This is a genomic window from Propionibacterium freudenreichii subsp. freudenreichii, assembly GCF_000940845.1.
Taxonomy (GTDB): domain Bacteria; phylum Actinomycetota; class Actinomycetes; order Propionibacteriales; family Propionibacteriaceae; genus Propionibacterium; species Propionibacterium freudenreichii.
The window spans coordinates 718,225-731,081 of record NZ_CP010341.1 but is presented as its reverse complement, the minus strand read 5'-3'; the positions used below and the strand labels follow the sequence as shown (position 1 = coordinate 731,081).

The 12,857-nt window shown below is 67.8% G+C and carries 12 protein-coding genes and 2 pseudogenes; 2 read left to right on the top strand and 12 right to left on the bottom strand.

Annotated elements, in window-relative coordinates; all coding sequences use genetic code 11:
• Positions 1–176: 176 nt before the first annotated feature.
• The 6 genes and pseudogenes from RM25_RS03055 to RM25_RS13155 form a co-directional block, all read right to left on the bottom strand.
• Positions 177–1,214: a LacI family DNA-binding transcriptional regulator gene (locus RM25_RS03055; RefSeq protein ID WP_013160580.1), complete on the bottom strand. Its 1,038-nt coding sequence runs from the start codon at positions 1,212–1,214 to the stop codon at positions 177–179.
• Positions 1,215–1,240: 26 nt separating this feature from the next.
• A complete protein-coding gene (gene araA, locus RM25_RS03050; RefSeq protein WP_013160579.1) occupies positions 1,241–2,761 on the bottom strand; it encodes an L-arabinose isomerase in 1,521 nt (506 codons plus the stop codon).
• A gap of 69 nt (positions 2,762–2,830) precedes the next feature.
• Positions 2,831–3,536: pseudogene (locus RM25_RS03045) on the bottom strand (L-ribulose-5-phosphate 4-epimerase).
• Complete coding sequence (locus tag RM25_RS13165) at positions 3,533–4,177, bottom strand: FGGY-family carbohydrate kinase (RefSeq protein ID WP_257009048.1); 645 nt, start codon at positions 4,175–4,177, stop codon at positions 3,533–3,535. Before RM25_RS13165 ends, RM25_RS03045 begins: the two are co-directional and overlap by 4 nt.
• Positions 4,174–5,025 carry an FGGY-family carbohydrate kinase gene (locus tag RM25_RS13160; RefSeq protein ID WP_257009047.1) on the bottom strand — a complete coding sequence of 284 codons (852 nt, stop codon included), beginning with the start codon at positions 5,023–5,025 and terminating at the stop codon, positions 4,174–4,176. Before RM25_RS13160 ends, RM25_RS13165 begins: the two co-directional genes overlap by 4 nt.
• Positions 4,917–5,300 (bottom strand): hypothetical protein, encoded by a 384-nt coding sequence (locus tag RM25_RS13155; RefSeq protein WP_230692595.1) that lies wholly within the window; start codon positions 5,298–5,300, stop codon positions 4,917–4,919. Before RM25_RS13155 ends, RM25_RS13160 begins: the two co-directional genes overlap by 109 nt.
• A gap of 204 nt (positions 5,301–5,504) precedes the next feature.
• Between RM25_RS13155 and cysK the strand changes: the two genes are divergently transcribed.
• Both cysK and epsC read left to right on the top strand, forming a co-directional pair.
• The gene (cysK, locus tag RM25_RS03035) at positions 5,505–6,431 is read left to right on the top strand and encodes a cysteine synthase A (protein WP_044636038.1); all 927 of its coding nucleotides are present in this window, start codon (positions 5,505–5,507) and stop codon (positions 6,429–6,431) included.
• Complete coding sequence (gene epsC / locus RM25_RS03030) at positions 6,428–6,979, top strand: serine O-acetyltransferase EpsC (RefSeq protein WP_013160575.1); 552 nt, start codon at positions 6,428–6,430, stop codon at positions 6,977–6,979. The genes cysK and epsC overlap by 4 nt, the downstream gene beginning before the upstream one ends.
• A 34-nt stretch (positions 6,980–7,013) precedes the next feature.
• On the opposite strand, the gene RM25_RS03025 is transcribed toward epsC, so the two are convergent.
• From RM25_RS03025 to RM25_RS03005, 6 genes and pseudogenes are all read right to left on the bottom strand, one after another.
• Positions 7,014–7,853, bottom strand: coding sequence for an N-acetylmuramoyl-L-alanine amidase (locus RM25_RS03025; RefSeq protein WP_044636037.1), 840 nt, complete (start codon positions 7,851–7,853; stop codon positions 7,014–7,016).
• A gap of 67 nt (positions 7,854–7,920) precedes the next feature.
• Complete coding sequence (locus RM25_RS03020) at positions 7,921–9,138, bottom strand: hypothetical protein (RefSeq protein ID WP_036939579.1); 1,218 nt, start codon at positions 9,136–9,138, stop codon at positions 7,921–7,923.
• Positions 9,139–9,150: 12 nt separating this feature from the next.
• Positions 9,151–10,863, bottom strand: coding sequence for a hypothetical protein (locus tag RM25_RS03015; RefSeq protein WP_044636036.1), 1,713 nt, complete (start codon positions 10,861–10,863; stop codon positions 9,151–9,153).
• A gap of 24 nt (positions 10,864–10,887) precedes the next feature.
• Positions 10,888–11,886, bottom strand: coding sequence for a hypothetical protein (locus tag RM25_RS03010; protein WP_044636035.1), 999 nt, complete (start codon positions 11,884–11,886; stop codon positions 10,888–10,890).
• A 228-nt stretch (positions 11,887–12,114) separates the two neighbouring features.
• A pseudogene (locus RM25_RS13495) lies at positions 12,115–12,204 on the bottom strand (zinc-ribbon domain-containing protein); the annotation flags it as partial.
• 303 nt (positions 12,205–12,507) lie between these two features.
• Positions 12,508–12,837, bottom strand: coding sequence for a chorismate mutase (locus RM25_RS03005; RefSeq protein WP_013160570.1), 330 nt, complete (start codon positions 12,835–12,837; stop codon positions 12,508–12,510).
• Positions 12,838–12,857 lie beyond the last annotated feature (20 nt).

The following is a 12,857-nucleotide window of genomic DNA, read 5'->3' as shown; positions in this document are numbered from 1 at the left end:
TCCAGAGCGTCTATGCCCGGGTGTCCATTTCGTCTGTTATCGGTCACACGCGAATAAATGAAACCGCCGTGTCGTACGAGAACGCCGTAATCGACAACGACCGTCGCCGGGCTGGTTCCGGAGCCCGACGAAGATTGTGGGGCCACGACGCGCGGTCGTGGAATCGTGGGACGACATCAACGTGACCGTTGCGTCGCCGGACGTGGGCCGGCCGATGACCGGACCACCAGGGAGGGCTGGGTGCGCAGGGTCTCACGCTCGACCCGGGCCCCCTTGATGCGTGCCAACAGCGATCCGATCGCCATCTCGCCGAGCTTCTCGAAGTTCTGGCGCACGGTGGTCAGGGGCGGGATCATGTGGGCCGACTCGGGGGTGTTGTCGAAGCCGACGACACTCACGTCGTCGGGCACGCGCAGGCCCACCTCGCTGAGATAGTGCACCAGACCCAGGGCCATCTGGTCGTTGGCCGAGAACACGGCGGTGGCGCCGGTGCCCTCGATGAGTCCGGGACCGGCGGCGAATCCCGAATCCGGGCTCCAGTCGCCCTCGACGATCGCGGCCGGCGTCAGGCCGTGCGCGGCCAGCGTCGCCTCGAAGGTGGCCCGGCGCGAGCGGGCGTCGCCCCAGTCATGGGGTCCGCTCAGGTGCGCGATGCGGGTGTGGCCCAGTTCCAACAGGTAGTCGACCATCATGCGGGTGCCCAGCTCCTGGTCGACGCTGGCCTGCAACCCGTTGTCATCCACCAGGTGGGCGGTGTCGGTGGCGATCACGACGCTGGGAATCTGCAACCCACGGCGCCGGATCACCTCGAGCAGGGGAAGTCGCGGGGCGATGAGGCACAGCCCCTCGACATTCTGGTCGAGCAGGAACTCCAGGCTCTGGTTGATGGCGTCCACCGAATCGTCGTTCACCGACACCGAGCTGAGGAAATAGCCCGCACGTCGGCTGGCCACCTCCACGCCGCGCAGGGTGTTCATCGGCCCGAAGTGCTCGGGGCTGTCGACGATCGCGCCGATGCGCCCGGTGCGCATCCGCGCCAGTGAGCGGGCGGCGCTGTTGGGGCGATAGCCCAGCGTCTTGATGGCCGCCTCCACCCGGGCCCGCGTCTGCGGCTGGATGCTGGGGTGGTCGTTGATCACCCGCGACACGGTCTGGTGCGACACGCCCGCCAATTCGGCCACGTCGCGAATATTCGGCGCCGTTCCTGCAGCCATCTCAGACCCCCTGGAAATCCCGCGACTCACACGCCACGATGAAGACGGTAATACCCGGAGTTCCAATTCAGCGCATCCTGGAACGCCTGCGGCGAGGTGTGCTCATCAATGACCGCCAGCTCGGTGCCGGCCATCCTGGCGAAATCGGCGAAGACCTCCACCGGCACCTGCGATGACATCACCGTGTGGTGGGCCGCACCCGAGGCCAGCCACGACTTCGCCGAGGTCACGAAGTTGGGGCGGGGCTTCCAGAAGGCCCGCCCCACCGGCAGCTTGGGCAGCGAGTGCTCGGGTTCCACGATGTCCACCACATTGGCCGTCAGCCGGAAGCGGTCGCGCATGTCCGACAGGGCCACCACCACGGCGGGGCCGGGATCGGCGGTGAACACCGCACGCACCGGATCGGACTTGCCACCGATGTCCAGGGGATGGATCTCCAGGCGCGCACGGCGCGAAGTCAGCGAGGGGCAGACTTCGAGCATGTGCGCGCCCAGGATCGTCTCATCCCCGGGCGTGAGGTCATAGGTGTAGTCCTCCATGAGGGAGGCCCCGCCGGGCAGCCCGGCGCCCATCACCTTGGCCACACGCACCAGGATCGCGGTCTTCCAGTCGCCCTCGGCCCCGAAGCCGTAGCCATCCAGGTTGAGGCGCTGTACCGCGATCCCCGGCAGCTGGGGCAGCGAGCCGAGGTCTTCAAAGGTGTCGGTGAACGCATGGAAGTCGCCGGCCTCGAGCACGGCCCGAAGGCCCACCTCGATCCGTGCCGCATCGCGCAACGCGCCACGACGGGCACCGTCGGCCCGCAGTTCGGGCACCACCTCGAACTGCTCGTCGTATTCGGCCATGGTGCGCGCCACCTCGGCGTCACTGGCGCGCTCGATGGCGTCGGCCAGTTCGTTGACCGCCCAGGTGTTCACCGCAACGCCGAAGACCGCTTCGGCCTCGGTCTTGTCGCCCTCGGTGACGGCCACGTAGCGCATGTTGTCGCCGAAGCGGGCCACCTTGAGGCCATTGACCTCGTTCCAGCCGGCTGCGGCGCGCGTCCACCAGCCGATCTCGCGGGTCACCCGGGGATCGGAGACGTGTCCGATCACCGACTTCCGGGCAATGCCCAGCCGGGTGAGGATGTAGCCGAACTCACGGTCCCCGTGGGCCGACTGGTTCAGGTTCATGAAGTCGAAGTCGAGGTCGGCGTAGGGAAGCGCGACACCTGCCTGGGTGTGCCAGTGCAGCAGCGGCTTCTGCAGGGCCTCCAGGCCACGGATCCACATCTTCGCCGGTGAGAAGGTGTGCATCCACGTGATGACGCCGATCACGCTCGGGTCGGCGTTCGCCGCCAACACCGCCTGGTGGATGCCGTCGGTGTCGGTGAGCAGCTGGTGCGGCTCGATGGTGACGGGGATGTCGCTGGAGGCACGCAGTTGGGCGAGGATCGCCTCGGACTGCTCGTCGACCTGACGCAGCGTCTCCTCGCCGTAGAGGGCCTGGCTGCCCACCAGGAACAGGACCTTGAGCTGGCTCAGGTCGGGAATGATGTTGTGTGACATGGGTCTCTTTCGCGGATGTCGTTCGGGGGGTCTGGGTCGATCGGGGGTCTGGGCCGATCGGGGACGTGGCTACTGCTGGGGCTGGCCGTAGACGTTCTGGTAGCGGTCGAACAGCTTGTCGACGGCCTCACCGGGCAGCGCGATGGGCTTCTCCCCCGACGCGGGCATAGTGCGCCGTGCGGGCGACGTCCTCCACCATGACGGCGGCCTTGACCGCCTCGCGGGCGTGCTTGCCGATGGTGAAGACGCCGTGGTTGGCCATGAGCACCGCCCGCGAGCGATGTCCCTGCAGCGTGTCGACGATGCCGCGTCCGATCTGCTCGTCGCCGATCAACGCCAGCGGACCCACCGGGATCTCGCCACCGAACTCATCGGCCTGTGCCGTGAGCACGCAGGGAATGGCCTCGCCACGCGCCGCCCACGACGTGGCGAAGTCAGAATGGGTGTGCACCACCCCGTGGACGTCGGGCATGTGGCGGTAGACGTAGGCGTGTGAGGCGGTGTCGCTGGACGGATTGCGCTGCGAGCCGGAGAAGCCGGCCACCTTCCGACCGTCGAGGGTGCACACGACCATGGACTCGGGCGTGAGCTCGGGATAGTCGACACCGGAGGGCTTGATCACGAACAACTCGGTGCCCGGCACCCGCCCGGAGATGTTGCCGCCGGTCCACACCACGAGGTCGTAGCGCACGAGCAGCTGGTGCAGTTGCGACACCTCGGCGCGGGTGCGTTCGATGGCCGTGATCTGTTCGGGGGTGAACAGCAATTCGCTCATGACAGGGTTCCTTCCATGACCCCGGTGGTGGCCACCGGGGCGTCGTCACTGATCCGGGATTGGTCGCCGGGGGCGGCGTCGCGGGCGACCTCGTCGGCGAGGGTCTCGCGACGCAGCGCCTTGAGGCGGTGCATCACGTCATTGCCGCCTCGGCCGAAGTAGTCGTGCAGGGTGACATAGTCGGCATAGAGCCGGTCGTAGATCGCCGAGGCGGCCGGGTCGGGCACGTACACGTGCTCGCGCAGCTGGCCCATGTGGTCGGACGCCTGCTGCACGTCCTGGTAGGCCTCCGCCGCGACGGCCGCGTGGATGGCCGAGCCGAGTGCGGGCCCCTGCTCGGAATCGATGATGGAGATCGGCATGTGCAACACATCGCTGTAGAGCTGCATGAGCACCCGGTTCTTGATCAGCCCGCCGGCCGCGATGAACTCGCGGACCGGCACCCCCGATTCGTTGAAGGTCTCGATGATCTTGCGCGTACCGAAGGCCGTTGACTCCAGCAGGGCCCGGTAGACGTCCTCGGGTGGGGTCTGCAGGGTGAGTCCGATGATCAGGCCCGACAGCTCATGGTCGACCAGCACCGAACGGTTGCCGCTCTGCCAGTCCAGGGCCAGCAGGCCATGGCTGCCGGTCGGCTTCATGGCCCCCAGCGCCGTGAGGTATTCGTGCAGGGAGACCCCGGCCTCATCGGCGGCGTCCCGGGCCTCGGCGCCCCGAGTTCCCGGGTGAACCACGCGAAGATGTCGCCCACTCCGGATTGTCCGGCCTCATAGCCGAAGGATCCCTTGGTGATGCCCCCGTCGACCACGCCGCACATCCCGGGTACCTCGCGCAGCTCGTCATGGTTCATCACATGGCAGGTCGAGGTGCCCATGATCGCCACCATGCGGCCCGGGGCGATGGCCCGGGCGGCGGGAGCGGTGACGTGGGCATCGACATTGCCCACGGCCACGGCGATGCCCTGCGGGAGTCCGGTCCATGCGGCGGCCCGGGCGGTCAGGTGCCCGGCGACATCGCCCAGCTGTCCGATCGGATGGTCGAGCTTGTCGTCGACGAAGTCCTCGAAGGCCGGGTTGAGGGCCGCCAGGAACTCGCGCGACGGGTAGTGGCCTTCCTGCAGGATGCCCTTGTATCCGGCGGTGCAGGCATTGCGCTCATAGGTGCCGCCCAATTGCCACACGATCCAGTCGGCGGCCTCCACCCAGCGTTCGGTGGCGGCGTAGACCTCCGGGTCCTCCTCGAGCAGTTGCAGGCCCTTGGCGAATTCCCATTCGCTGGAGATCAGGCCGCCGTAGCGGTTGATCCAGGGCTCACGACGCGCATGGGCGAGCTCGTTGATGCGGTCCGCCTGGGGCTGGGCGGCGTGGTGCTTCCACAGCTTCACATAGGCGTGGGGACGCTCACGGAACTGCGGCAGGTCGTGCAGCGGCACGCCCCCGGCGGTGGTGGGCACCATCGTGCAGGCGGTGAAGTCGGTGCCGATGCCCACGATCCGCGCGGGATCGACGCCGGAGGCGGCCACGGGGCCGGAACGGCGTGCTTGAGCACCTCGATGTAGCCATTGGCGTCCTGCAGGGCCCAGTCGGGGGGCAGCTGGTGGCCGGTGGCGTCAAGCACCTCGTCCATCACCGCGTGGGGGTATTCGAAGACCTCGTCGCCCATCTCGCGGCCGTCGCGCACGCGGACCACCACGGCCCGGCCCGACAGGGAGCCGTAGTCGACGCCGACGACATATGTTTCTGGGGGCTTGGGTGCAGAACTCATGATCTTCGGACTCCTATGTCAAAGGTCAGGCAAGAGCGGGGATATGGCGTTGCGACAGTGCAGCGGGGGGGGTTCCCTTTCACATCATGTTACCGGTCACATGGCCTGAATGTGAAATCCCTTCCGCATCAGTTCAGGTGGCCCGGTTCCCGGGGGTCCGCCCCGCCCGCCCGGCACCGGATCGACGAGCCTAGGATTCTTGGCATGATCTACCACGATGTCACCGAGGTAGTGGGACGCACTCCGCTTGTGCGGCTCAACCATGTGAACGACACGGACGCCGTCGTGCTGACCAAACTTGAGTTCTACAACCCGGCGAACTCCGTCAAGGACCGCATCGGGGTGGCCATCGTGGACGCCGCGGAGAAATCGGGCGCGCTGGGGGCCGGCGGCACCATCGTCGAGGCCACCAGCGGGAACACCGGGATCGCGCTCGCGATGGTGGGCGCCGCCCGCGGCTACCACGTGGTGATCACCATGCCGGCGTCGATGAGCAGGGAACGCCGCGCCGTGTTGCGCGCCCTGGGCGCCGAGCTCGTGCTCACCCCCGCCGTGGAGGGGATGCGGGGTGCGGTCACGGCCGCCGAGCGCATCGCCGCCGAGCGTGGTGGCGTGCTGGCCAGCCAGTTCGCCAACGCCGCGAACCCCGCGGCACACCACGCGACCACCGGCCCGGAGATCTGGAATGACACCGACGGCGAGGTGGCGGCACTGGTGTCCGGCGTCGGAACCGGTGGCACCGTCAGTGGTGCGGGACGCTATCTGAAGGAGCAGGATCCGCGCGTCGACGTGTACGCCGTGGAGCCCGACGAGTCGCCCCTGCTGTCGCGCGGCAGGGCCGCGGCCCATGGCATCCAGGGCATCGGCGCCAACTTCGTGCCCGACACCTATGACGCCGCTGTGGTCGATGAGGTGCTGTCGGTGACCACCGACCAAGCCCTCGCGATGGCGAGGCGTCTGGCCGCCGAGGAAGGCATCCTGGCAGGCATCTCATCGGGCGCCGCGGTAGCGGCAGCACTCGAAGTCGGGGCACGTCCGCAGTATCGCGGCCGGACGATCGTGGCAATCATCCCTGATTTCGGTGAACGCTATTTGTCCACGCCCCTGTTTGCCGGTTTGATGGACTCGTGAGTATCTCGATTCGCAACATCCTCGACCGTCTCAACGAGGACCTGTTTGCCGCCCAGCGCGAAGACCCCGCCGCGCGCTCGAAGTTCGAGATCGTGCTGGTCTACTCCGGCCTCCACGCGATCTGGATGTACCGCATCGCCCATGTCATGTGGGAGACGAGCGGAGCCCTGAAGTTCCCGGCACGCCTGCTCAGCCAGTTCGCGCGCTTCATGACCGGCATCGAGATCCATCCGGGGGCCACCATTGGTAGGCGCTTCTTCATCGACCATGGCATGGGCGTGGTGATCGGCGAGACCGCCATCGTGGGCGATGACGTGTTGATGTACCACCAGGTGACCCTGGGCGGACGTTCCCGTGGCCATTTCAAGCGCCACCCCACGATCGGCGATCGCGTCCTGTTGGGCGCCGGGTCGAAGATCATCGGTGACATCACCATCGGCGATGATGCCAAGATCGGCGCCAACGCCCTGGTGGTGAAGGACGTCGCCCCCGGCGCGGTGGTGATCGGCGTGCCCAGCGAGGTGCGTCCGGGCGACGTCATCGCCTGATCCACGCCTGCTGCTGCGTGGCAGCCCGCAGGACCTAGCTGCAGGTGCCGGTCCCCACGACGGGGCCCAGTGAGCGTTCGACGCCCTGCACGATCGCCGAGGCGTAGTTCGCCCGGTCGGCCGGTGACAACCCGTTCGCGCTGGTCCGCGGCGCCTCGTTGTACACCCAGGGCACCTGTTGGGCGGTGAGCATGATGATCGGGATGTCGCCCCACGATCCCAGCCCACGCCCGGCCGGGAAGTCATGGCCCGGCGTCATCGCGATGGCGCCCGCCCCGAGCTCCTGACGGGCCGTCAGGAACTGTTGGGCATATTGCCTGCTCAGGGCCGCGCTGCGTTCATCGGTGAACCGGGCGGTCAACCCGTCGGAGGTGTTGGTGCGGAATCCCCCGAGCTGGTCGTAGTAGATCTGGCCGGCACCCACCGTGTCGGGCAGGTCGGTGTGGATCGACACGCCGATGTCTGCCGGCGCTCCCCCCATCGCGGTCTCGGCACGTAGTCCCTTCTGCCACAGTGTCTGGCGCGCCGGGTCGGGATCACCGTCGCGTGACAGCACGACGACGTAACCGGCGCGCTCCAGTTGCGCCTTCGCGTCGAGGGCCACCGCGAAGACGTCCGCGGGCTCGTTGCCCTGCGAGGTGTTCTCACCGGAGTAGATGCCCTGGCTGCCGCCCGATGTGGCCCGTGTCGCCGGCAGGTCGGCACCGTGGCCGGGGTCGAGGAAGACCACTGTCGCGCGTCCCGCCTGCGTGCAGGGGCGACTGGCTGACGACGAGGGTGCCGCCACCGGGACCGGGCGGGTCGATCCCCCCGGCACCAGGAAGGCGATCGCGCCAGCCACCGCGGCCAGCACGGCGATGGCCACCGCCACCATGATCGGACGCGAGCGGCGGGCGGGTGCGGCACGCCGCGCACGGTGCGGTGGCGGGCCGTCGACGGGATCAGAACTTATTCGGGTCAACCTGACGCGCCTGTGAATAGGTGCCCACGATGGAGGAATTCCACACGCGGGCGAAATCATTCTTCCTGGCCGTGGCGTCGGCATTGCTCGGGAAATCCGGGTAGGTGCCCTGACAGCCGCCCTGCGCCCAGGACAGATATTGCTGGTCAGCGCTCTGCGACGACGCCAGGGCCGTGATCAGGTCGGTGACCAGTTGCTGGCCATTCGGGATGCGGGTGGCCTCGACGCTGCGCAGCGCATCGATCTCGCGGGCCCGGTTGTCGGTGATCGTGCCGAGCGCGGCCACGTCACAGGAGTTGATGGCCCCGGCCAGTCCGGTGCGGTCGGCGGTAGCCTGGTCGAGCACCCCCTGGATCGACTGCACGACGGTTCCACCATCGGGGGTGACGCTGGGGCTGGCGCTGCTGGCCGAGCGGGACGGCGAGGCCGATGCCGACGATCCCGCGCTCGGCGACGCTGCGCCCGCGCTCGGCGAGGGCGTCGCGGCGGGGGCATTGAGCAGGCCGTGGATCCCGGTGCCGGGAATCCCGAAGCAGATGCCGGCCGCGATGAGCGCGACCACCACCACGTACACCACGATCACCCAGGGACGCCGGTACAGCGGTGTGCGCCCGTCGCCACCCGACGGGGCGGCGACCGGGGGAACCGGTTGGCCGGGCCACTGCGTGACCGGTGCCACCGCCGGGATGACCTGCGTGGGCTGCCCGCCGGTGGACGGCGCCACGGGCGTGGGCGGAACCGCAGTCGGCCGTACCGGTTGGACGGGCCGGTTGGGTTGGGCGGAGGGGTTGGGTTGGGCGGAGGGGTTGGGTTGGACAGGCTGGGTGGGTTGGAAGCCCTGCGCCGACCATGCGGTCCCCGGCGCGGCCGTCGGGATGATCTGGGTGGGCTCATCACCCACTGGGAGCTGCCCGGGAGTGGCGGGTTCGGCGGGCGCGGGAGGCCCCACCGGGAATCCGGCGGCGCGGGCGGCAGCGAACTCCTGCGTGGAGGGAAGGCGTCCCTGACTGGCCCGGAAGACGGCGAGCCAGCGGGCATCAGGGGTCTGGGATGGGGCCGGCGCCTGCGGTTGACCGGGTGCCTGGGGCTGCGCGGGGGCCTGCACCGGGAACCCGGCCTGCTGGGCGGTCAGGAACTCCTCGGGCGAGGGGTCCCTGCCCTGGGTCGCCCGGAACTGGCGCAGCCATTCGTCCCTCATCGATCTGCCTTCCTAGTCACCGAAGTGTCCCGGCGTCCACTTCTGCATGGTCTGATCGGGGGCCCCATGGCCCAATTGCACAGCAAAGCAGTTGTCGGAGTCGAAGCCCTTTGCATAGCACCAGCGGTTGGCGTCGGCGGCGTTCGTGAATGAGATGCCGGCCACCATGGTGACCCAGTCGTGGCCCGACAAGCCCAGGGTGCTCCAGTCGGCTGAGCGCAGCATCATGGCCGTGGAGTACTTCTGCTTGAAATCACGGAATTGGTTGGCAATGTCCTGGTTGCTCCAGGTCTTGCCCTGCCAGGAGACGCCGTCCCACTTGGCCGACAATTGGGGCGTCCACTGCCCCACCAGGTAGGCCCCGGCCAAGGGGGTGTCCTGCTTGATCTCGGCGTCCATCGTGGTGCGCGCATCCGTGTCGCTGGAGGCCTGCTGTGGCCCGTAGGCGTTGGTGACCCCGGTGCCCGGAAGGTAGCTGGACTGCGTGGGATAGGTCGTGGTGGTGGCGTGGGCAATACTGCTCACCGTGACCACCTGGGCGCCCTGGCAGATCGAGTAGGCGTCCATCGTGGCGCCACAGAACTTGCCCGACATGTTCAACACGCCGCCGCCGGCGTCGCTCGTGGAGCCGTTGCTGTAGACGAAGCTGGTGCCATTGCTCTGGTCGGCGCCGCAGGTGAACAGCCACTGGTTGCCCCACACGGACATCGAGAAGGGGTACGAACCACTGGGGCACGCGGTGACATGGCCACTGGGCACCGCGGTGAATCCGGAGCTCGAGCCGTTGTCCCATGCCTGGCTGGTGACATTCACCGTCGAAACGCCCGAGGCGGTCAGCTGAGTCAGGGAACCTGCGAAGGCGACGATCGCCGAGGCACCGCCATCAAAGTTCGCGACGTAGCCGCCGGTCGGACTCGTGGTGGCCCCATCGGTGGAGTAGCTCTGTGATCCGGCGGTGACATTCACATGGAAGGTGGACTTTCCGGCGGCCTTGCAGACCAGGGAGTTCCCGCCGTTCCAGGATGCCCAGGTGGTGGGCGTCCAACCGCGGGGGCATGAGGGCACCGAGGCGGGCATCGAGGCAACCCGCGCCGAGGCGTCACTGCCGGCGGCCGAGCCTGCGGCACCCGACGCGGAGCCGGAGGCGCCGGCTTCGGGCTTGTTCACCAGGCCGTGGATTCCGGTGCCGGGGATGCCGAAGCACACCGCGGCGGCGATGAGCGCCAACACCACCACATAGGCGACGATGGCCCACCAACGACGGTAGAGCGGCGGCTTGTCGCCGCTGCCGGACGGCGGGGCGGCCAGGGGTGGGATGGCGGGTGCCGGGGGTATGGGCGGAGCGGGTGGGAACGACGACGAGGCGCCCATCGGGGTGCCCGCCGTGGGAGCCGGGGTGGCCCCGGTGGTCGGGATGGCCCCATTGAATGCGGACCCGACCGAACGGGGAGTGGTCGGTGTCGGGGGTGTTGACTGCCCGGCCCCGCGGGGAAAGCCTGCGGCCTTCGCCGCGGCGAACTCCTGGGTGGTCGGCAGGCGGCCCGACTGCTCGCGGAAGTCGGCGAGCCATTGGGCGCTGCCGTCGAGCGCTGCGGGGTTTGCCCCAGGGACGGGATCGGCGTCCAGGGACCCGAAGCCGCCCTCACGGGCCCGGAGGAACTCCTCGGACGAGGGTTGGCGTCCGTAGACCGCCGTGAACTGCCTCAGCCATTCATCCTGTGACATCGCAATGCCTTCCCCGCTGGGAGATCAGTTGAACCAGGCCAACAGGATGATGATCCCCAGGAGCATGACCATCACCGTGTTGATCACCACCAGCCAGCCGTAGCGATCGACTTTCGAGCCGGGTGTGATCGCGGAGAGCCGATAGAAATAGACTCCCTGGATCATCACCGAGACGAGAACCGTGATGAGCGACGCGCCCAGGAGCACGAGTGTCGCGACCACGAAGAAGGAGCCTGCCGAGGAGAAGTCACTCAGCAGGTCTTCCAGGTCAGTGCTGGAACCATAGAAACTGCTGACGCGGGAGTTGAGCAGCATGTCATTGAGCATGAACAGGATCGTGATCGGCATCAGTGGAATGACCGACTGGGTGCCAAGCTTGAGCATGTCGGTGAAGGTGCATCGCACATTGAGCACAACACGCGTCAACGCCGCAGCCACCACAGTGAGCAGCAACGCCGCTCCGCCAAACAGGATGAGCGCCTTGAAGAAGTTCCCGACGCTGGTGAATTGGTAGGTCAGGGTGATCACGACGGCGGCCAGGATGATGCCATATGTGACCCAGGCATAGCCGTCCTTGATGGTCGCATCGATGGACGTCGGGTGCAGCCATGCCTGCTTCAGGTGTGCCCAGTAGCCCTTGCTGTGCGCCACGAAGGCGCTGTCAGCCGCGGGCTGGACGGGGGCGGTCATCATCAGTGGCTGACCAGCCATCTGGGGCTGCTGCCCGAAGAACTGTTGCTGGCTGGCGAATTGCTGGGCGCCCACGGGTTGTTGTTGACCGAAGGCTTGCTGTTGCCCGGGGGCGGCCGATGGCTGGCCCATCAGCGGCAGCTGGGGCATAGTCGCCTGCTGCGGCGGCACTGGCGAGGCTTGTCCACCCCCCTGGGGACCGGATTCCGTGAAGGTCGGGGCTGCCTGCAGCGGTCGAGCGGCACCATCGGCCACGGCGCGCTGGAACTCGGCCTCAGTGGGCGCACGGCCGTTGAGCAGCTGGAAGTAGTCCCTCCAGTCCTGGGCACTCACGGCCGGGGAGGTTGCCGGGCCGGACGCCTTGTCCCCCACCGGCGTCGTGGAGTCAGGGGAAGCGGCGACGGAAATGGTCGGCTCGGCATCCGGCGAGTCCGTCGTGGACGATGGGGCACCGGAGGACTGTGTGTCAGACGTCGGGGTCGGCGATGATGCCCCTGCCGCTGCCGTGTCGTTCCCGGCTCTGGGCAGGTTGGCCCTGCCCAGATCGGCTCCGCGCAGATCGACCCCGCAGACGGGGCACGTCACATCGTCGTCACTGACCGGCGACCCACAATTGGGACACACCAACACACGCCCGTTCGCCTCACTCATCAATCCAGCCTTCCCTGCGCACGCTCTTGATTCGGGGTACAGCGACGAAGGACCTGGTTCGCACACAGGCAAGGCTGTGAATGACAGCACGAATCTAGCTTTCGCCTGTGCGGAGACTATCAGGGGAAATAGGGGGAAAGCAGCGTTATCCGAGGGTTATCGCACGGTTGGTGGATCTGCTCGGCGCTGGCTGCGCAAGGGCATGCCGCCCCGTCGCGCACCCCTCCCCACGGGGTGGGGCGTGGCCCGGAACCGAATCGCGAAGCCGCGCAGGCCTGACGAACCAGCAGGACCAACCGGGACTCAGCGTTGGCCCGAGATCTCCGTGTGATGGCGCACGACCTCGGAGACGATGAACGCCAACAGCTTCTGGGCGAACTCCGGATCGAGATGGGATTCCTCCGCGAGGGCGCGCAGACGATCGATCTGCACCTGCTCGCGGGTCGGATCCGACGGCGGGAGTCCGAGCTCGGCCTTCAACTCCCCCACCTGTTGGGTGATCTTGAAGCGCTCGGCCATGATGTGGATGACGGCAGCGTCAAGGTTGTCGATGCTGTCGCGCATCCGTGCCAGCTCGGCTGGCACGGGCTTCGGCTCACCGGTCATGTCGTCACCGTCCGTGTGCTCACCCATGGGAAAAAGGTTACCGATCC